This window comes from Streptomyces sp. NPDC057694, assembly GCF_042799415.1.
Lineage (GTDB): Bacteria > Actinomycetota > Actinomycetes > Streptomycetales > Streptomycetaceae > Streptomyces.
Map to the genome: position 1 here is coordinate 308,862 of NZ_JBHVIX010000006.1, position 18,410 is coordinate 327,271.

The following is an 18,410-nucleotide window of genomic DNA, read 5'->3' on the forward strand; positions in this document are numbered from 1 at the left end:
CCGGCCGCTCTCTCCCAGTTCTGCCAAAAGAGGCGATGCATGTGACGTCCCCACCCTTGCCGCCGCACGTTCTGCACGTGACCCAACCGGTCGACGGCGGAGTGGCGCGTGTGGTGGCCGACCTGGTGCGCAGCCAGCGCGCCGCGGGGATGCAGGTGTCGGTGGCCTGCCCCGCCTCGGGCGAGCTTCCCGGCCGTCTCGCCGCCCTCGGCTGCGAGGTCCTGGAGTGGGAGGCCTCGCGCGCGCCGGGCCGGGGAGTGCCGGGCGAGTGCCGCCGGCTGGCCCGTGTCGTGCGTCGTACCCGGCCGCAGATCATCCATGCGCACAGCGCCAAGGCGGGCCTGGTCAGCAGGCTCGTCGTGCGGGGCCGGATCCCCACCGTCTTCCAGCCGCACGCCTGGTCCTTCGAAGCGGTCGGCGGGCTCGGCGCCCGCCTCGCCCTGACCTGGGAACGGCGGGGCGCGCGCTGGGCCTCCCGGCTGATCTGCGTCAGCCGGGCCGAGCAGCGCACCGGCAGCGAGCACGGGATCGAGGCGCCGTGGCGGCTGGTCCCCAACGGCGTCGACCTCAAGCGGTTCAGCCCCGAGGGCCCCGCCGCCGACGCCGCCGGAGCGGGTCCGCTCGTCGTGTGCGTGGGGCGGCTGTGCCGGCAGAAGGGCCAGGACGTCCTCGTCGAGGCGTGGCGCGACGTGCTCGCCGACGTGCCCGGGGCGCGTCTTGTGCTGGTCGGCGACGGCCCCGACCTGGACCGGCTGCGGGCCGCGGCGCCGCCGTCGGTGCTCTTCGCGGGGGCGGTCGAGGATCCCGCCCCCTGGTACCGGGCGGCCGACCTGGTCGTCCTGCCCTCGCGGTGGGAGGGCATAGCGCTCGCCCCGCTGGAAGCCATGGCCTGCGGGAAGCCGGTGCTTCTCACGGACGTGGACGGCGCCCGCGAAAGCCTGCCGCCCCCGCTGGCACCCCGGTGCCTCGCCCCGCCGGACGACCCCGCGGCCCTGGCCCGGGCCCTGTCCGGACTGCTGCGCGACGCCGACGCGCTGCGCGCCCTCGGCCGCGCCGCCCAGGGCCATGTGCACGCGCACCACGACGTCCGGCGCACGGCGGGAGCCGTCACGGACGTCTATCGCGAACTTCTGGGTCTGGAGACCATCGAGTGCAGAGAGCCGGTCGCGACGTGACCCAGGAACGAACCGTGTCCGCCACCGCCGCTCAGCGGCGCGCCGTGGACGACACCGGACCGCTCGCCACCGTCATCGCGCAGCGGACCGCCGTCAGCAACCGGATCACCTTCATCGGGGGCCCCGCCCAGGGCCACTCCTCGCGTGCCTTCCTGCTCGCGACGGACAGCACGGCCGCACTGCTCGGCACCCTCGTCCTGACGCCCGTACAGCGCCATCCGCTGCTGGTGGCCGCGTTCGTCGTCCTCGTCCTCGCCCTGTACCGCAACGCCGGTCTCCACCGCCGCTTCGACGAGCGGTACATGCTCGACGACCTGCCCGTCGTCGCCGGCCGGCTCGCGGTGGCGTGGTGCGTGCTGATGGCCGCGGCGGCTGCGATGCCGTCGCTGGAGCGGATCTCCCCGCACGCGGTGCTCACGGGCTTCGCCGTGCAGGGCGTCCTCACCTTCCTGGGGCGCTCCGTCGTCTACCGGCAGCGCAGGGCGACCCTCGTCCGGCGGCCCTGCACCACGCTCCTGGTGGGTCCTGAACAGACCGCCGCGCGGGTCGCGGCCGCGCTCCAGCGCAGCCCGCGCAGCGGTGTCAGCCTCGTGGGCATCGTCAGCGACGGCGCCGCCGAGCAGCCGCAGAAGCAGCAGCAGCGCGCGGACGACCCGGCGCCCCTGCCGGTGCTGACGACCGTCGGCGACATGCGGCGCGCGGTGATCCAGAACGGGGTCCGGCGCGCGATCGTCCTCGGCAGCGCCAACGCCCCCGAGCAGCTGCCCTGGGTCCGCAGCCTGAGCGAACTGCGCTGCGAGATCTGGGAGTTGGACCCCGAGCCGGCGCCGTACGTCCCGCAGCACCGCGAGCCGGGCCGGTACCTGGCGGGATACCGCTGCCGGCCGCTCGTGGCGCCGCCGTATCCGCTGCACCCCGGCAAGCGCGTCCTGGACCTGGCGATCTCCGCCGTCCTGCTGGTGCTGGCCAGTCCGGTGCTCCTGACGTGCGCCGTGTGGCTGCGCCTCAGCGAGGGGCCCGGTGTGGTGTTCCGGCAGGAGCGCATCGGCAAGGACGGCCGCCCCTTCACTCTGCTGAAGTTCCGCACCCACCGCCCGGCCGACCCGCTGGAGTCCGCGACCCGCTGGAGCGTCGCCAACGAGCACCGCATGCCGTGGTTCTGCCGGTTCCTGCGGCGCACCTCGATGGACGAGCTGCTCCAGCTGTGGAACGTCTTCCGCGGGGACATGAGCCTGGTCGGCCCCCGGCCCGAACGCCCGTACTTCGTCGTGCAGTTCAGCGAGACGCACCCCGGCTACGGCGAGCGGCACCGGATGCCGACCGGCATCACCGGACTCGCCCAGATCAACGGGCTGCGCGGGGACACCTCCATCGAGGACCGCTGCCGGTTCGACAACGCGTACATCGACAACTGGTCGCTGTGGCGGGACATCAGCATCCTCCTGCGCACGGCGTCCGAGTTCTTCCGCCCGACGGGAAGCTGATCCGTGACCGTCCTCCCCGCCGTCACCGGCCCGCGCGCCGGCGCCGCGGCGCCCGTCCTCCGGGCGGCGCGCCGCCACTGGCCCGTACTCCCGGTCCTGCTGCTGATCGCGATGCTCGCCCTGCCCCTGGGAGCGGGCGCGGAGCAGGAGGGCAGCGGGGGCACCGGCGGCCTCGCCGACGCCGTCTCCGGGCTCGTCGTGCTGTTCTGCGCCGTGCGCGCCGTGCGGTACCGGCAGCGCCCGCTGACGCGTACCGCCCTCGTCGTGCTCGGGCTGCCCGTCGTCGCCGTCGCGGTGGCCGCGCTCGGCGCCGACTCGGTGTCCAACGCCCTGGTGGGGATGGCCCGTTACTACCAGATCCTGGTGCTCGTCCCGGCCGCCGTGCTGATCCTCGTCCGCGACCGCGACGACTTCCGGCTCGTCGCCTGGGGGCTGGTGGCGCTGGGCCTGTGGCAGGGCGCGATCGGCGTCTACCAGTACCTGACCGGGACCGGCGCCAGCTACGCGGGCGAGGACATCCGGGCCGTCGGCACCTTCGGCGCCACCGACGTGATGGGCATGTCCACCGTCGTCGCGTACGGGCTCGTGTGCGCGGTCGCCCTGGCGCTCGGCGGCGGGACGCCCCGGGTCCGGCTCGGCGCGCTGCTCTGCGCGGCCGGGCTCGTGGTGCCCCTCGCGCTCTCCTTCAGCCGCGGCGCCTGGATCGCGACGGCCGTGGTCTGCGTGCTCCAGATCGGCTGTGCCGGACTGCGCCGGGCCGTCCGCCTGGTCGCGATCGGGGTCGCCGCCGCGATCGTCCTCGTCGGCGGTTTCGGCGTGGGCACCTCGATGCTGGAGGAGCGCCTCAGCAGCATCACGCAGGTCACCGCCGCCCCCGACCAGTCCGTGACGGACCGGTACACGATGTGGGCCGCGGCGATCGACATGTGGGAGGAGCACCCGGCCACCGGCGTCGGGCTCAAGAACTTCCCCGCCTACCGCGACAGCCACGCCTCCATCGCGCTGTCCGCGGGCAGCGACGTGGCCGGCGCCGGCGCGGCCTTCCGCCGCCAGCCGCTGCTCTCCCCGCACAACATGTACCTCCTCGTCCTCAGCGAGCAGGGGCTGCTCAGCCTCTGCGCCATCGCGGGGGCATGGCTGGCGATGCTGGTCCTCGGGGTGCGGCGGCTCGGCACGGCGCACCGCGGGGCCGACGGGCTCGACTGCGCGCTCATCGCCTGCGGACTGCTCGTCTGGCAGCTCATCGACTTCGTGTACGCGGACATCGGCGGGCCCTCCACGGTGCTCACCTCCGTCGTGTTCGGCCTGGCCGCATGGTGGGCCCTCGCGCCCAAGGCCGGAAGCGCCCTCGACGATGCGGCGGCCGGGCGATGAAACCGACCCTTCCCGCCGACGGCGACGAGACCGTACGCCCGCACGCGGTCCCGGCCCAGCAGACGGCCGAGAACACGGCCGAGCAGAGCCGCGAGTCCCACGGCACGTCGAGCAACTTCCTCGCCAGGGCCGCGCTCCTGACGGCCGTGCTCTCCGCCGCCGGCTCGCTGCTTGGCCTCGTCCGCGACCAGACGCTGGCCCACCTCTTCGGAGCGGGCAGCGAGACGGACGCCTTCCTCGTGGCGTGGACCGTGCCCGAGGTCGCCGCGACCCTCCTCATCGAGGACGGCCTGGCCTTCATGCTCGTGCCCGCCTTCAGCGCGGCGATCGCCCTGCGCGGCAGCCGGGCGGGACACGGGCAGGACCCGGTGCGGGCGCTGGTGGCCGGCTCACTGCCCCGGCTGACGCTGGCCTTCCTCGCCTCGGGACTGGCCCTGATGGCCGGCGCGCCCCAGCTGGTGGAGCTGCTCGCGCCGGGCCTGCCCGATCCGCAACTCGCCGTCGACTGCACCCGGCTGACCGCGACCTGCGTCCTGACCTTCGGGCTCACCGGATACTGCAGCGCCGCCCTGCGCGCCCACAGCAGCTACCTCGCCCCGGCCGCCATCTACGTCGCGTACAACGCCGGCATCATCGTCACCCTCCTCGTGCTGGCCGACCGGTGGGGCGTGCGCGCCGCGGCGGCCGGGGTCGCGGTGGGCGGCTGCCTGATGGTGCTGGTGCAGGCGCCGGTGCTGCGCCGCTGCCTGACCCGCGCCGAGGCCGGGGAGCAGGCGGGCAAGGGGGCGTCCGGCGACAGCGGCCCGGTGCAGAAGCAGCGGCTGAACATGATGCTGATCTGGACCGTGCTGCTCTTCGCGCTGTGCCGTCAGTCGCAGGTGTTCATCGAGCGCTTCCTCGCCTCGTCCCTGCCGTCCGGGGCCATCTCGCACCTCAACTACGCCCAGAAGGTCGCGCAGTTGCCGATGGTGCTGTCCCTGATGCTGTGCACGGTCACCTTCCCCGTGGTGGCGAAGGCGCTGGCGCGCGGCGACATCGAGCGGGCCCGCGACCGGGTCGAGCGCGACATCGCGCTCGCGGCCTGCATCGTGCTGTCCGGCGCGGCCGTGGTCTTCGCCTGCGCCCCGCAGATCATTCAACTGCTGTTCCAGCGCGGCGCGTTCACCGGCGCGGACACCGCCGCCACCGCGTCCATCATGCGCATCTACTCGCTGGGCCTGCTCGGGCATTGCCTCGTCGGGGCGCTGGTGCGCTCCTACTTCTCCGCGGGCCGGCCCACCTGGTACCCGGTGGTCTCGATGGCGCTCGGGATGACCCTCACCGCCGGGGTCGGCACCCTGACCGTCGGCACCTGGGGCGTCGGCGGCATCGCCGCGGCCAACGCCCTCGGCATCACCTTCACCGCCGTGCTGCTGCTGACGGCGATGGACCGGCGCAGCGTCCCCGTCCGGCTGCCCGTGGTGCTCCTCGAACTCGGCAAGACGCTGCTCGCGGCCGTGGCCGCCACGGCCGCCGGCCTGGTGTGCGCGGCGCGGGTCGGGCAGCCGCTGGGATCCCTCGCCGCCGGGTGCCTGGCCATCGGGACCGTGTTCGGCCTGCTCCTGTGGGCCCTGAACGTCCAGGCGTTCGTACCCGCCGTCCGCTTCGCGACCAGAAAGCTCCGCCATGTCCGCTGAAACAGCGCTGAAGGAAACCCCGGGACTCAGATCGAGAGAACTGCTGCCGGGCCGCTCCCCCTGGGTGGCGATGTACCACTCGGTGGACGACTGCGCCGACGACCCGTACAACGTCACCGTCACCCCCGACCGGCTCCAGCAGCAACTGCGCTGGCTGCGCTCGCGCGGGCTGCGCGGCGTCAGCGTCGCCGAACTCCTGCGGGCCCGCGGCCGGGGTGCCGGGCGCGGCCTGGTCGGCCTCACCTTCGACGACGGCTACGGCGACTTCGTCGAGAACGCGCTGCCGCTGCTGCGCCACTACGAATGCTCGGCCACCGTCTTCGTCCTCGCGGGTCGCCTCGGCGGCGAGAACGCCTGGGACACCGAAGGCCCCCGCAAGCCGCTGCTGACCCCGCAGGGCATCAGGAAAGCGGCCGCGGCCGGCATGGAGATCGGCTCCCACGGGCTGATGCACGTCGACCTCACGCACGCCGACGAGGACCAGCGCCGGGCCGAGATCCAGCGCAGCAAGGCGCAGATCGAGGAGATCGTCGGCGCCGAGGTCCTCGGCTTCTGCTACCCGTACGGATATGTGGACTCCGCGACGGTGGAGGCGGTCCGCCGGGCCGGCTACCGCTACGGCTGCGCCATCTCCCCGGGCCCGCTGACCAGCGTGCACGCCATGCCGCGCGTCTACGTGGGGCAGCGGGACACCCCGTGGCGGCTCGAACTCAAGCGCCGGGCCCACCGCGTGCTGCGGCGCCCCTGGCAGGTCGGGGAGTGCGCGCGGTGAAGGTGCTGCACGTCATCACCGGTCTGGGCGCGGGCGGCGCGGAACAGCAACTGCGGCTGCTGCTGCGCCATCTGCCGGGCACGCACGACGTCGTGACCCTGACCAATCCGGGCCAGGTCGCCGACGGGCTGCGCCGCGACGGGGTGCGCGTCACCCACCTCGGCATGGCCGGCAACCGCGACGGCCGCGCGCTGCCCCGCCTGGTGCGGCTGATCCGCGCCGGCCGCTACGACCTCGTCCACACCCACCTCTACCGGGCCTGTCTGTACGGCCGGATCGCGGCCCGCCTCGCCGGGGTCCGGGCGGTCGTCGCCACCGAGCACTCCCTCGGCGACACCCAGATCGAGGGGCGCCCGCTGACCCGCTCGGTGCGCGCCCTGTACCGGACGGGGGAGCGGCTCGGCCGCACGACCATCGCCGTGTCCCCCGCGGTGGCCGACCGTCTCGCCGCGTGGGGCGTGGCCCGGGACCGGGTGCGGATCGTCCCCAACGGCGTGGACGTGCCGCGCTTCGCCTACGACCCCGAGGCGCGCGCCGCCGCCCGGAAGGACCTGGGCCTGCCCGCCGACGCGTACGTCGTCGGCGGGGTGGGCCGCCTCGTCGAGGGCAAGCGGTTCGGCGTCCTGATCGAGGCGCTGCGCGAACTCCCCGACGACGTCCACCTGTTGCTGGTCGGCACCGGCCCGCAGGAGGAGACCCTGCGCCGGGCCGCGCGGCACGCCGGAGTGTCCGGCCGGGTCGTCCTCGCCGGGGAGCGTCCGCACATCGAGGCGGAGCGCACCGGCGCGCTCGACCTGCCCGCGCTGCTGTCCGCGATGGACCTGCTCGCCTCCCCTTCGAGCGACGAGGCGTTCGGCCTCGCCGTGGTGGAGGCGCAGGCCAGCGGGCTGCCGGTGCTCTATGTGACCTGCCCCGCGGTCGACGACCTGCCCCCGGGCACGGGGGCTCGCGCCGTCCGTGTCCCGGGTGACGCCACCTCGTTCGTCCGTGAGATCCGCGAGACCTGTGAGTTGCCAAGAAGCCGCGCGGAACCGGGCGGCGCCAGGCAGCCGTCACCGGCCGCTCTCCACTACAGCATCGCCCGTAGCGCCGCACTGCACCACGACGTGTACGTGACGGCCGCGGGCGCACCGACATCAGGAGTGAGTACGTGATGACCGAAGCCGCCCAGGACAGGAGTGCCCCGCGCGCCCCGCTCGCCCGCGCGACCGCCCGCGGCAGGAGGCTGCCCCGGTGGTGGCCGCTGCCCGTGGGCCTCGTTGTCGGCGCGCTGGCCGGCGGGGTGTACGGCGTGGTCAGCACGCCGCAGTACACGGCGACCAGCTATGTGATCGCCGTGCCGACGAAGGACTCGGACTCGATGTCCGCGCTCGGCTTCGCCCAGGCGTACAGCCGGGTCGCCACTCAGGTCGCGGTGCTCAGCGACGCCCAGGTCGCGGCGGGCGTGCCGATCAGCACGCTCCAGGCGAACGTGCGGGCGGAGACCTCGCCGGACGCGCCCATGGTCTCCATCTCGGCGTCCTCGGCGCGGCCCGCGCAGGCGATGGAGATGGCCAACGCGGTCGCCCGCGCGCTCACCGCCAACGCCAGCCACACCAAGGACGACACCCACGTGGAGCTGCTGCGCTTCACCCGGGCCGTGAAGCCGACCGAGCCGTCCTCGGCCTCCGCCGCGCTGACCACCCTCGTCGGCGCCAGCGCGGGCGGGCTGCTCGGCGGGCTCGCGCTGCTGGTCAGGCCGCGCAAGGCCGTCGCCCCCGCCACGGCCACGGTGCCGGCCCCCGCGGTCGCCTCCGAAGTGCGCGGCGCCTGATGCCGAGCGGCGCGGCGGCCCCCGTCGTCTCGGTGTGCGCGGACCAGGCCGCGTTCGGGGCGCTGCGCGAGGAGTGGAACAGGCTGCACCGGTCCTGCACGACCGCGACCCCGTTCCAGAGCCACGCCTGGCTCCACTCGTGGTGGCTGTCCTACGGCAGCGCGGGCCGGCTGCGCGTCGTCCTCGTACGCCGGGACGGGCGGCTCGTGGCGGCCGCGCCCCTCATGCGACGGCTGCGCCCCTTCCCGACACTGACGCCGCTCGGCACCGACATCTCCGACTTCAGCGACGTCCTGGTCGACGCCGACCCGCCGGGCGGGGCCGACGCCGTGCTCGACGCGCTCGGTGCCGGACTGTGGCGGCTCGCGCGGACCGCCGTCATCGACTTCCGCGAGGTGCGGCCCGGCTCCACGGTGGAGACCCTGCACGACCGGTGGCGCGGACCGCGGCGCAGGCTGGACGACTCGGCGTGCCTGGAACTGCCCGCGCTGCCCATGGACGACCTGGTGCAGCGGCTGCCCCGGCCGCGCGCGCAGCGGGCCCGCGCCAAGATGCGCAAGCTGGACGCGACCGGCATCGAGCGCCGGGTCGTGCCCCCGGCCGAGGTCGGCGCCTCCGTACGCCGCCTGCTGGAACTGCATCAATTGCAGTGGCAGGAGCGGAAGGTGACGACGGAGCACGTCAAGCCGCGGTTCGCCGAGCACCTGAGCCGCTCGGCGACGCTCATGGCCGAGACCGGCGACGCCGTCGTCACCGAGTTCACCCTGGACGGCGCCGTCGTCGCCGCCGACCTGACCTTCGTCTCGCCGCGGCTCGCGGGCGGCTATCTCTACGGCGCGCACCCCCAGCTGCGCGAACAGAAGATCGACGTCGCCACGATGCTGCTGCGCAGTTGCGCCCAGCACCTCCAGGACGGCTCCCCGGCCGGGGTGCTGAGCCTGCTGCGCGGCACCGAGCCCTACAAGCTGCACTGGCGGCCCGAGCGGCTGGTCAACCAGCGGCTGCTGCTGGCGCGCGGCGGTTCGGCACCCCAGCTCGCGGCCCTGCTCGCCGACGTGCGCGCCCGGTCGCTGGCCCGGGCGGCACGGCGGGCATGGAAGGAGCGCGGTGGCGACGGGACCTCGACGTAGAGGACCGGCCGCCACCGCGCTCAGCGGTTCCGGCGGCTCAGGAGCGGCGCTGGAACCAGTCGAACCGCAGGCACAGCTTGCCGCCGAGCCAGTGCTCGACCCAGTCACCGAGGTCGACCGGCGAACACTGCGGAGGCGTCGTCGGGTTGGTGGGCTCGGTCGGGACCGTGGGCTCCGTCGGCTGGTCGGTCGGCGCGTCGCGGCCGGTCAGCGCCGCCCGGTAGACCTCCGCCGCCTTCGGGTTCTTGTCGCACTGCCACACACCGTGCGGGCAGTAGTCCGTCAGGGTGTTGTAGAGCGGCTTGTGCTCGTCCATCCAGTCGAGCATCCGCTTCATGTACTCGGAGTTGTCGCCGTTGCGGAACAGCCCCCACTCCGGGTACGAGATCGGCTTCTTGTGCTCCGCTGCGAAGTCGACCTGGGCCTGGAGCCCGTACGGCTCGGAGACCTGCTCGTCGAAGGACTTGCCCTCCGGCTGGTCGTAGGAGTCCATGCCGACGATGTCGACGACGTCGTCACCGGGGTAGCAGTCGGTCCACGGCACGGCGTCCCGGCCGCGGCTCGGCGTGAAGTCGAAGCGGAACTTCTGCCCCGGCACCGACCGCATCACCGTCACGATCCGTTTCCAGTACTTCTTCCAGGACTCGGGATCGGGACCGCAGCGGTGCGTGTACGTCGTGCCGTTCATCTCCCAGCCGAGCACGACCACGGTGTCCGGCACGTCCAGGTCGACCAGGTTCTCGGCCAGGGCCCGGTAGTGCTGGTCGAAGTCGCCCCGCGCGCCCTGCTGGAGCAGATTGCGCACCTCGGCGTCCGGCACGCCCTCCTCGTTGCGCTCCAGCATGGGCACGTTGAGGACGAGGAGCCGGTCGTCGCGCTCCTTGCGCCACTTGGCCCAGCTGTCGAGGAACGACTGGCCGCCCTCGATGTTGCTCCACTTGTCGCCGGGCAGATAGGTGTGCCCGACCCGCAGATCGGCTCCGCCGAGCCACTGGGACAGCTGTGTCATCCGGGTCACGCCCCGGGGCCCGTAGTCCAGGTAGGCGCCGAACGCGGGGAACTTGTCCGCGCTCTTGCCGGGCTCCTGGCTCGGGGACGCCTCCGCGGCGGGTGTCCCGGTCGGTTCCCCGGTCGGTGTGGCGGACGGTACCGGGTCCTGGCTGCCTGACGGGCTGGCCTGCGGCGCGGGCGGTTCGCTCGCCGCGGCCGGCTCCTGGGCGGGGGGACTGGGGTCCTCCGAGCCGGCCGGCCACCACGGGACGGGGCCCGTTCCGGTGGTAGGGGCCGGGTCGGGGCGTGGGCTGGCGTCCGCGGGCTCCGTCGTCACGGATCCTGAGGCGACCACCAGCGAGACCAGGACTCCCGCCGTGATCAGTGGAAGTCGTCCGTGCTTCGTCCATCGGCGTTCTGCGGCCATGCCTGCTCCTCGTGCGCGGTTACTCCATTTCTGACAATCAGTCATATATATGCCCAATGCGCCAACCGTGGACCGGCCGATGGCCGTCCTTCATCACCCTCGCGGGCTAGTTCCTGGAAAGGAATCGACACGTGCTCGAACCCTGTGTCCCGGTTGTGCTGCTGAGGATCGACCCCAACCCCTTCCACCACGGCACCCTGGGGGCGGTGAGATCCCTGGGGCGCTGCGGCGTGGAGGTCCACGTGGCGGCGGAGTCGGACCGCAGCCCGGTCGCCCGCTCGCGCTTCGTCAGCCAGATGCATCCGCCACCGCCACCCGGGGCCCCGCTGAGCGAGATCGCCGCGTCCCTGCGGCGCACCGCGGCCCGGATCGGCCGGCCGGCGGTGCTGATCCCGATGGACGACGCCGGAGCCATCGCGGTGAGCAGGCTGCGCGAGGAGCTGTCCGGCACGTTCCTCCTCCCGGAGCAGCCCGGGGACCTGGCCGAGCACGTCGCGGACAAGGCGCGGCTGCCCGAGCTCTGCCGCGGCGTCGGCATCGCCCACCCGGCCACGGTGCTGCCGCGCGACGAGCAGGAGGCGGCCGCCGCGATCGGTGAGCTCGGCCCGCCCGTCGTGGCCAAGTGGAGCCGCCCGTGGCTGCTGCCCCCCGACGCGGGCCTGCGCAGCACCTGCCTGATCAGCACCCCGCAGGAGGCCAGGAGCCTGTACCGCAGGGGCCTGGGGACCGGCAGCACCCTGCTGCTCCAGAAGCACCTGGCGGCCGGCGGCGGCGACTGGTTCTTCCACGGATACGTCGACCGGCTCGGCCGGCTGCACGGCGGCGGCGCGGGGAGCAAGCACCAGGCGTGGCCCCGCGGCGCGGGCCTGACCGCGGTGGGCCGCTGGGCCCCGGTCCCCGAACTGCGGGCCGTGGTCGAGCGCCTGGTCGGGGAGTTGCGGTACCGGGGCATCTTCGACATCGACTTCAGGGTGGATCCGGAATCGGGCCGGTACTGCCTGCTGGACTTCAACCCCCGGCCCGGCGCGCAGTTCCGGCTGTTCGCGGACGGCAACGGCCTCGACGTCGTACGCGCCCAGTACCTCGACCTGACGGAGCAGCCGCTGCCCGCCGGGCACGCCCTGCCGGGACGGACCTTCGTCGTGGAGAACTACGCGCCGCTGACCGCGCTCAAAGCCCTGCTGACCGCCGCCCTGCCCAGCCGGCGACGCTCCCCGCTGCGCGAGTTCGCCTGGCACGCCCAGGACGACCCGGCGCCCGCCCGGAACATGGCCGCCGAGTGGTCCCGGCACGCGGCGCGCCGCCTGCTGCGCCGGCCCGCGCCGACGCCGGTCCCGGTCCCGCTCGACCACCGCACCGAACCCGCTGTCCCCGCCCGCACGACTCCGGCTGAACGAAAGGCGAGCTGCTGATGTACGACCTGTTGATCGTGGGGGCGGGCCCGTACGGCCTGTCCATCGCCGCGCACGCCGAGGCCAGGGGACTGCGCACCGCGGTCTTCGGCAGGCCGATGCAGTCGTGGCGCCACCACATGCCGCGCGGCATGTTCCTCAAGTCGGAGCCGTGGGCCTCGAACCTCTCCGCGCCCGGCACGGCCTTCCGCCTGGAGCAGTACTGCGCCGGCCTCGGGACGACCGCGACGCACGGGCACCCCATCCCCGTGGAGACGTTCGCGTCGTACGGACTGTGGTTCGCGCGCCAGGCGGTGACGCACCTGGACGAACGGATGATCACGCGCATCGACGCGGCGCCCGAGGGATTCACGCTGGAGACCGAGGACGGCGAGACCCTGCGCGCCAGATCGGTCGCCCTGGCCACCGGCGTACTGCCGTACATGCATCTCCCGGAAGCCCTGCGCGGACTGACGGAGGATCACGTCACGCACAGCAGCGGCCACAGCGACCTGGACCGCTTCGCCGGGGCCGACGTCACCGTGGTCGGCGGGGGCCAGGCCGCCCTGGAGACCGCGGCGCTGCTCGCCGAACAGTCCACCCGGGTACGGCTGGTCGCCCGCGCCCCCGGCCTGGTGTGGAACAGCGTCCCGCCGCCCTGGGAGCGCCCCTGGTGGAAGAGCCTGCGCGCGCCGCACAGCGGCCTCGGCTGCGGCTGGCGCAACTGGTTCTACGCGGAACGGCCGGGCGCCTTCCGCAGGCTGCCGGAGCGCACCCGGGCGGGCATCTCCGCGACGGCGCTGGGCCCCGCGGGCGCCTGGTGGGTCAGGGACCGGGTGGCGGCGGCGGGCATCGACATCCGGCTGGGGCGGACGATCGTGGAGGCCCGGCTCGCGTCGGGCCGGGTGCGGGTGCGCACGGCGGGACCGGGGGCGGACGTGGAGGACTTCACGACCGATCACGTCATCGCGGCCACCGGCTTCGAGGCGAGCTGCGCCCGGATGACGGTGCTCGCGCCGCGGGTGCGGAACCTGCTCGCGCCGAACCCCGAGGGCGCGCCGCGGGTGCGCCGGGGCTTCGAGTCCGCCTACCCGGGGCTCTTCCTCGCGGGCCTGGTCACGGCGGCCGACTTCGGTCCCTCGATGCGGTTCGTCCACGGGGCGACCTATACGGCGCCCGCACTGGTGGACGGGGTCGAGCGGCATCTCGGACGACAGCCGCTGCGGGGCGGCCCGGTGGTTCCCGGGGGCCGCAGGCACTCGGCGGACACCGTCCCGGAGACGGTCGCGGCGGCGTCCGACGGCGGGCGGCCGGGGGCCGGTGGCCCGTTGGGGTGACGTTGCGTGCGAATGGGTGAACCGGTTCTTCAGGGGGGAACCGGCGGTGGTGCACTGGACGTCGTCATGAGAATCGCCGCGCTGCCTTCCTCCCAGCCGTCGGCGTCACGCCGTGGGGAGGCAGCCTGTGTTCGCGGCTTCCTCTGTGGGTCGGGAAGAGCTTTTGCGTAGTTCTTCCCGACCCGGCACTCGGCCCTTCTGACACTCAGCGCCGCGTGGCACTCGACCTGCGGTACAGGATTCCGCCGCCGACGAGCAGCCCGGCGCTGGCGGCCGCGGCGGCCAGCAGGTTCGGATCGGCGCCCGTGTCGGCCAGCCGCTCACGCGCCCCCGGCGCCCGCACCTCGGCCGGCGCCGCCGCCGGGGACAGCACCTCTCGTCCCGCCTCCGGCCGGTCCACGTGGACCGGCGCAGGTACGGGAACGGACCGGCCGGTGGGCGGCTGCACGGGGGTGCTGGGAGCCACCGGGGTGACGGGAGTCGCGGGCGTGGCAGGGGCGCTCGGCGGAAGGTGCTCCTCGGCGGGCGCGGGGGCGGCCGACGCGTCACCGGAGCCCGCACACGCATTGCCCGTCGACGGGTTGAGCGCGCCGACCACATCGGCGGTGTTCCCGCAGAGGTTCAGGCCGATGTCCACGGGGGCCTGCACCGTGTTCCCCGACAGCAGCCCCGGGGAGTTCGCGGTGGTCTCGGACGGCGACGTCTCGCCGTAGCCGTGCTCCTCCGGTTGAGTGTCGGCCGCGGACGTGGACGCGCCCGCGTCCCCCTCGTCACCGGTCAGGGCCGCGGCGCTCGCGCCGGGCATGGAGAGCATGCCCGTCGCGGCCGCGGCGGCCATGACACCGATCTTCAGTGCCTGCCTCAATGCGTTTCCCTTCCTGCTGAAGTGCTGCGTGAAGTCGTGCTTGGCGTCGTGTCGTGAAAGTGCGGCCGGCCCTGGATCCCGAGGGTGTCCAGGGCCGGCCGGTGGCTGAGTGCCGGGGTATTTCAGACGTTGGCGCAGGAGTTGCCGAACGCCGGGTTCAGCAGCGCGATGACGTTGACGCTGTTGCCGCAGACGTTGACCGGCACGTGGACCGGGACCTGCACGACGTTGCCGGACAGGACGCCCGGGGAGCCCACGGCCGCACCCTCGGCGCCGGCGTCGGCGAACGCGGGGGCCGCCATGCCGAGGGCCATGATGACGCCGGCGACAACGGTGGCGCTCTTCTTCATGGACATGTGTCTCTCCTTATTTCTGAGAAATATGAATGAGGTGCCTGTTCGAAAGGGGATCACTTTCTCGCCCGGCCCCTCGGGAAAGAAAACGAGGCAAGTGTGGGCGAGGAAACTGTGGGCCCACTTAATTGATGAAACGGTGCGGCCATTCGGGCACAAAAAAACCCGGGCCGCCCGCGATCCGAAGAAGCGGGCGGCCCGAGCTGTCCGTGCGGCGGCCGATCAGCCGTTCGCCACGCCGTTGCCGGCGAGGACCGGGATGTCGCTCAGGATGTGCGACAGCGGCTCGTCGCCCTTGGCCTGCGTCGAGTTCTCCGTGCACTGCTGGTTCTGCGGGGCCGACAGGACCGGGATGTCCTGGACGGCCACCGGCACGACGCCGACGAGCGAGCCGACGTTGCCCTTGACGGGCAGGCCGATGCACGGCTTGTTCAGCGACCCCTGGACCAGGCCGAGCTGCGGGCTCATGTCACCCTCGGTCATGGAGTTGCCGAAGGCCTGCTTCGCGCCGTTGCCGCTGAGCGAGGTGGTACCGCCGTCGTCACCGATGGCGAGGGCCGGGGAGGCCGCGGCCGCGGAGACACCGACGACGGAAACGGCGACTGCTGCGGCAGCCATAGCCTTCTTGAGCATTGATGTGTTCCTTTTCTGACAGGCACCGGTTTGCTGCGCAGGGAACAACTACGGCTGGGTGCGAATAGTTCTTCAGGTTCACTCGTTTGCCCGCAGGGCGCACGACGGGTCCGGATCCCCCGGTGGGTCGGATAGTCATTTCTTCTGCCCCGGGCCGGGCCCCCGTCCGGGTGAACGTGGACAACCGATCCGAAGAAACGGAGTTGTTCACGGTGCTCCCAAAACGCAAATGAAGGGGAACTTCTCATGATGAAGAAGGCTATGGCTGCCGCAGCGGTCGCCGCCTCCGTCGTCGGTGTCTCGGCGGCCGTGGCTGCGCCTGCGATGGCGATCGGCGACGACGGCGGCACCACCTCGCTCAGCGGCAACGGCGCCGAGCAGGCGTACGGCAACTCCGCCACGTACGGCAGCATGAGCCCGCAGATGGCGCTCATCCAGGGCTCGCTCAACAAGCCCTGTGTCGGCCTGCCGGCCAAGGTCAACGCCGGTTCGCTCGTCGGTGTCGTGCCGGTGTCGCTCCAGGACATCCCCGTCCTGTCGGCCCCGCAGAACCAGCAGTGCACCGAGAACTCCACCCAGGCCAAGGGTGACGAGCCGCTGTCGCACATCCTGGACGACATCCCGGTGCTCTCCGGCAACGGTGCTGCCAACCACTGACGCAGCACGCATTTCCCGTTGGGCCGCCGTTTTCCGGCGGCCCAACGTCTTTTCCGGCCCATGAGGCGAAAGAGTTGTTTTCGCTCCGGCGTGCGCGGGCTGCCCGGAGGGAAAAGAAGATGTGCCTACGATCCTGGCGCATCGACCCCTTCGCCAGTGGAGTGCACGATGAGGAAAAGGTTTCTTCGGGGCGGCCGCAGCAGGATCGCAATCGGCGCTCTCGCGCTCGGATTCCTGGCCTTTTCCGGCGCGGCGGCCGGACAGGTGGCGGGTGCTCTGCCCGCACAGGTGGACGCTTTCAGCGGTCTGCAGAATCGTCCCGCCGGTGGCGCGGGCACCAATATTCTCCTGATGGGAACAGACAGCCGCGACACCATCACCCGTGCGGAGAAAGAGAAATTCCACGCCGGCGGAGTCGCCTGCAATTGCAGCGACTCGATGATGCTGGTTCATCTGTCGCAGAAGCACGACCGGGTCAGCGTCATCAGCCTGCCACGGGACTCGTACACGGAGATTCCCGCGCACGAGGAGCCCGACGGCACGACGCGCGAGGCCCACCCGGCGAAGATCAACGCCGCGTATGCGGAGGGCGGTCCCTCGCTCGCCGTGGCGACGGTCGAGTCCATGACCGGGCTGCGCATCGATCACTTCCTCCAGATCGACTTCCGCCGGTTCATCGACAGTGTCGACGCCGTCGACGGCGTGACCGTGTGCACCAAGCGCCGGCTCTCGGACCAGGCGACGAAGCTGAACCTCGCTCCCGGGCGGCACCGCCTCGCTGGGGGCCCGTCCCTGCAGTACGTGCGCTCGCGCCATGTGGACACCAGCGCCGACCTGGGACGCGTACAGCGCCAGCAGCGGTTCCTGGTCAACGCCCTGCGCGGCGCCGGGCTGAAGTCGACTCTCGCCGACCCGGTCAAGGCCGCGCGCCTGGCCAGGACCATGCTCGGATCGGCAACGGTCGAACAGGGCTTCACCGCGTCCGATCTCGTCGCCCTGGCCCGGGAACTGCACCGCATCCCGCTCAAGAACATGGAGTTCGGGACGGTGCCCATCGGCGGGTTCAACGACGTGATCGAGAACGTCGGCTCCACGCTCCGCTGGGACGAGGAGCGCGCCGACCGGCTCTTCACGACGCTGCGGGAGGACCGCCAGGTGACGTCGCCCGGGTCCCGCACCGAGCCGCTCGACCCGCCGCGTCTCCAGGACCAGCCCGTCGTGCGCGGTGACAAGTACGCCTGCGCCTGACGCGCGGCGTACTGGGCCGAACGGGTCGCGCTCCGCAACTGTCCGAATCCTCATCAGTTGACCATGTGTGGCTCCGCAATCGGAGTCGTTCATCGAAGGGAAAACACATGAACCAGAAGCTGTGGGCGACCGCAACGCTCGCCGTGTCCGTCGCCGGTCTGTCCGCCGTGGCCGCCCCGCAGGCGCTGGCCATCGGTGACGACGGCGGCACGACGTCCATCAGCGGCAACGGCGCGGAGCAGGAGTACGGCAACTCCGCGACCCACGGCGACATGAGCCCGCAGCTCGGTCTCGTGCAGGGTTCGCTGAACAAGCCGTGCATCGGCCTGCCGGCCAAGGCCAACGTCGGTTCGCTCGTCGGCGTCGTGCCGGTCTCGCTCCAGGACATCCCGATCCTGTCGGCGCCGCAGAACCAGCAGTGCACCGAGAACTCCACCCAGGCCAAGGGCGACGAGCCGCTGTCGCACGTCCTGGACGACATCCCGGTCCTGTCCGGCAACGGTGCCGCGAACCACTGAAGGACCTGAGGGGGCAGTCGCCGCGCGCGGCTGCCCCTCTCCCGTTCGCGGACACGACGACGGCGGCGGATCACCAGTGATCCGCCGCCGTCGTCGTGTCGTGGGGGACTGCCGCCCGGGCCCTACTGGACCGAGGGCAGCACGCCGGTGACCGGCGCCACCAGGTCCGTCAGCTGGTGCAGCTCGTCCAGCCGGTTCAGCCCGCCCAGCTGGGACGTGGCGCTGGGCACCTCGGCGCGGCGCTCCTCCGGGATCGCCATCGTCGACACCGAGTCGAGCGTCGCGGCGGGGGAGATGGCTTCGCCGTCAGGGGTCAGCGGAAGGGGAGCGGCGCCTGCCGTCGGGACCGCGATCGCGGTGGCACCGACGGCGAGCAGGACAGCGGTCAGGGCACGTCGAGTTGAGGTCATGCCTCTACAACGGTGCGCCCGTCCGAGCAGATACGGGGGCCGAAGGGCGCCCACCCGTCAGGTCTAAGAGGCGTCCCGTCCGTTCGATCCCGGTGGCCGGTCCTTCTTTCCCAACAGGCAGCGTGCCGATGTCCGTTGAGGCACGCTGAGGGTGCCG

18 protein-coding genes are annotated in these 18,410 nt (G+C 72.7%); 13 read left to right on the forward strand and 5 right to left on the reverse strand.

Features of this window, described 5'->3' with window-relative positions; all coding sequences use genetic code 11:
• The first annotated feature begins 35 nt into the window (after positions 1 to 35).
• Genes ACFVDP_RS17695 through ACFVDP_RS17730 form a run of 8 tightly spaced genes read left to right on the forward strand, consistent with a single transcriptional unit; the run spans position 36 to position 9,424 of the window.
• Entirely contained in the window at positions 36 to 1,175 is a 1,140-nt protein-coding gene (locus tag ACFVDP_RS17695) for a glycosyltransferase (RefSeq protein ID WP_383490308.1), read from the forward strand.
• A complete protein-coding gene (locus ACFVDP_RS17700; protein WP_383490311.1) occupies positions 1,172 to 2,659 on the forward strand; it encodes a sugar transferase in 1,488 nt (495 codons plus the stop codon). The genes ACFVDP_RS17695 and ACFVDP_RS17700 overlap by 4 nt, the downstream gene beginning before the upstream one ends.
• A 3-nt stretch (positions 2,660 to 2,662) precedes the next feature.
• Positions 2,663 to 4,033, forward strand: a complete 1,371-nt coding sequence (locus tag ACFVDP_RS17705; protein WP_383490314.1) for an O-antigen ligase family protein — start codon at positions 2,663 to 2,665, stop codon at positions 4,031 to 4,033.
• The gene (gene murJ / locus ACFVDP_RS17710; protein ID WP_383490317.1) at positions 4,030 to 5,709 is read left to right on the forward strand and encodes a murein biosynthesis integral membrane protein MurJ; all 1,680 of its coding nucleotides are present in this window, start codon (positions 4,030 to 4,032) and stop codon (positions 5,707 to 5,709) included. The genes ACFVDP_RS17705 and murJ overlap by 4 nt, the downstream gene beginning before the upstream one ends.
• The gene (locus ACFVDP_RS17715; RefSeq protein ID WP_383490320.1) at positions 5,699 to 6,481 is read left to right on the forward strand and encodes a polysaccharide deacetylase family protein; all 783 of its coding nucleotides are present in this window, start codon (positions 5,699 to 5,701) and stop codon (positions 6,479 to 6,481) included. The genes murJ and ACFVDP_RS17715 overlap by 11 nt, the downstream gene beginning before the upstream one ends.
• Complete coding sequence (locus tag ACFVDP_RS17720; protein ID WP_383490324.1) at positions 6,478 to 7,635, forward strand: glycosyltransferase; 1,158 nt, start codon at positions 6,478 to 6,480, stop codon at positions 7,633 to 7,635. The genes ACFVDP_RS17715 and ACFVDP_RS17720 overlap by 4 nt, the downstream gene beginning before the upstream one ends.
• A complete protein-coding gene (locus ACFVDP_RS17725) occupies positions 7,635 to 8,294 on the forward strand; it encodes a lipopolysaccharide biosynthesis protein (RefSeq protein ID WP_383490327.1) in 660 nt (219 codons plus the stop codon). Before ACFVDP_RS17720 ends, ACFVDP_RS17725 begins: the two co-directional genes overlap by 1 nt.
• Positions 8,294 to 9,424 carry a GNAT family N-acetyltransferase gene (locus ACFVDP_RS17730; RefSeq protein WP_383490330.1) on the forward strand — a complete coding sequence of 377 codons (1,131 nt, stop codon included), beginning with the start codon at positions 8,294 to 8,296 and terminating at the stop codon, positions 9,422 to 9,424. Before ACFVDP_RS17725 ends, ACFVDP_RS17730 begins: the two co-directional genes overlap by 1 nt.
• 37 nt (positions 9,425 to 9,461) lie before the next feature.
• On the opposite strand, the gene ACFVDP_RS17735 is transcribed toward ACFVDP_RS17730, so the two are convergent.
• Positions 9,462 to 10,841, reverse strand: coding sequence for a glycosyl hydrolase (locus ACFVDP_RS17735; RefSeq protein WP_383490333.1), 1,380 nt, complete (start codon positions 10,839 to 10,841; stop codon positions 9,462 to 9,464).
• A gap of 131 nt (positions 10,842 to 10,972) precedes the next feature.
• On the opposite strand from ACFVDP_RS17735, the gene ACFVDP_RS17740 reads away from it, so the two are divergent.
• Both ACFVDP_RS17740 and ACFVDP_RS17745 read left to right on the forward strand, forming a co-directional pair.
• Entirely contained in the window at positions 10,973 to 12,253 is a 1,281-nt protein-coding gene (locus ACFVDP_RS17740; protein WP_383490335.1) for an ATP-grasp domain-containing protein, read from the forward strand.
• Positions 12,253 to 13,569, forward strand: a complete 1,317-nt coding sequence (locus tag ACFVDP_RS17745; RefSeq protein WP_383490338.1) for an FAD-dependent oxidoreductase — start codon at positions 12,253 to 12,255, stop codon at positions 13,567 to 13,569. Before ACFVDP_RS17740 ends, ACFVDP_RS17745 begins: the two co-directional genes overlap by 1 nt.
• A 205-nt stretch (positions 13,570 to 13,774) precedes the next feature.
• Here ACFVDP_RS17745 and ACFVDP_RS17750 read toward each other — a convergent pair whose 3' ends face one another.
• The 3 genes from ACFVDP_RS17750 to ACFVDP_RS17760 form a co-directional block, all read right to left on the reverse strand.
• A complete protein-coding gene (locus ACFVDP_RS17750) occupies positions 13,775 to 14,434 on the reverse strand; it encodes a chaplin family protein (protein WP_383490341.1) in 660 nt (219 codons plus the stop codon).
• Positions 14,435 to 14,556: 122 nt separating this feature from the next.
• Positions 14,557 to 14,784 carry a chaplin ChpD gene (gene chpD, locus ACFVDP_RS17755; RefSeq protein WP_351449903.1) on the reverse strand — a complete coding sequence of 76 codons (228 nt, stop codon included), beginning with the start codon at positions 14,782 to 14,784 and terminating at the stop codon, positions 14,557 to 14,559.
• A gap of 225 nt (positions 14,785 to 15,009) precedes the next feature.
• The gene (locus ACFVDP_RS17760) at positions 15,010 to 15,420 is read right to left on the reverse strand and encodes a rodlin (RefSeq protein WP_383490343.1); all 411 of its coding nucleotides are present in this window, start codon (positions 15,418 to 15,420) and stop codon (positions 15,010 to 15,012) included.
• 246 nt (positions 15,421 to 15,666) lie between these two features.
• Here ACFVDP_RS17760 and ACFVDP_RS17765 point away from each other — a divergent pair, with 246 nt between their 5' ends.
• The 3 genes from ACFVDP_RS17765 (at position 15,667) to ACFVDP_RS17775 (ending at position 17,843) form a co-directional block, all read left to right on the forward strand.
• Positions 15,667 to 16,077: a rodlin gene (locus tag ACFVDP_RS17765; protein WP_383490346.1), complete on the forward strand. Its 411-nt coding sequence runs from the start codon at positions 15,667 to 15,669 to the stop codon at positions 16,075 to 16,077.
• Positions 16,078 to 16,428: 351 nt separating this feature from the next.
• Positions 16,429 to 17,325, forward strand: coding sequence for an LCP family protein (locus tag ACFVDP_RS17770; RefSeq protein WP_383490349.1), 897 nt, complete (start codon positions 16,429 to 16,431; stop codon positions 17,323 to 17,325).
• Positions 17,326 to 17,432: 107 nt separating this feature from the next.
• A complete protein-coding gene (locus ACFVDP_RS17775; RefSeq protein WP_383490352.1) occupies positions 17,433 to 17,843 on the forward strand; it encodes a rodlin in 411 nt (136 codons plus the stop codon).
• Between the two features lie 122 nt (positions 17,844 to 17,965).
• Here ACFVDP_RS17775 and ACFVDP_RS17780 read toward each other — a convergent pair whose 3' ends face one another.
• Complete coding sequence (locus ACFVDP_RS17780; RefSeq protein ID WP_383490355.1) at positions 17,966 to 18,253, reverse strand: hypothetical protein; 288 nt, start codon at positions 18,251 to 18,253, stop codon at positions 17,966 to 17,968.
• Between the last annotated feature and the right edge of the window lie 157 nt (positions 18,254 to 18,410).

Coding starts and splice junctions, on each gene's coding strand:
- ACFVDP_RS17695 (WP_383490308.1), top strand. CDS start 36: ATGCATGTGACGTCCCCACCCTTGCCGCCGCACGTTCTGCACGTGACC.
- murJ (WP_383490317.1), top strand. CDS start 4,030: ATGAAACCGACCCTTCCCGCCGACGGCGACGAGACCGTACGCCCGCAC.
- ACFVDP_RS17715 (WP_383490320.1), top strand. CDS start 5,699: ATGTCCGCTGAAACAGCGCTGAAGGAAACCCCGGGACTCAGATCGAGA.
- ACFVDP_RS17725 (WP_383490327.1), top strand. CDS start 7,635: ATGACCGAAGCCGCCCAGGACAGGAGTGCCCCGCGCGCCCCGCTCGCC.
- ACFVDP_RS17730 (WP_383490330.1), top strand. CDS start 8,294: ATGCCGAGCGGCGCGGCGGCCCCCGTCGTCTCGGTGTGCGCGGACCAG.
- ACFVDP_RS17735 (WP_383490333.1), bottom strand. CDS start 10,841: ATGGCCGCAGAACGCCGATGGACGAAGCACGGACGACTTCCACTGATC.
- ACFVDP_RS17745 (WP_383490338.1), top strand. CDS start 12,253: ATGTACGACCTGTTGATCGTGGGGGCGGGCCCGTACGGCCTGTCCATC.
- chpD (WP_351449903.1), bottom strand. CDS start 14,784: ATGAAGAAGAGCGCCACCGTTGTCGCCGGCGTCATCATGGCCCTCGGC.
- ACFVDP_RS17760 (WP_383490343.1), bottom strand. CDS start 15,420: ATGCTCAAGAAGGCTATGGCTGCCGCAGCAGTCGCCGTTTCCGTCGTC.
- ACFVDP_RS17765 (WP_383490346.1), top strand. CDS start 15,667: ATGATGAAGAAGGCTATGGCTGCCGCAGCGGTCGCCGCCTCCGTCGTC.
- ACFVDP_RS17770 (WP_383490349.1), top strand. CDS start 16,429: ATGGGAACAGACAGCCGCGACACCATCACCCGTGCGGAGAAAGAGAAA.
- ACFVDP_RS17775 (WP_383490352.1), top strand. CDS start 17,433: ATGAACCAGAAGCTGTGGGCGACCGCAACGCTCGCCGTGTCCGTCGCC.
- ACFVDP_RS17780 (WP_383490355.1), bottom strand. CDS start 18,253: ATGACCTCAACTCGACGTGCCCTGACCGCTGTCCTGCTCGCCGTCGGT.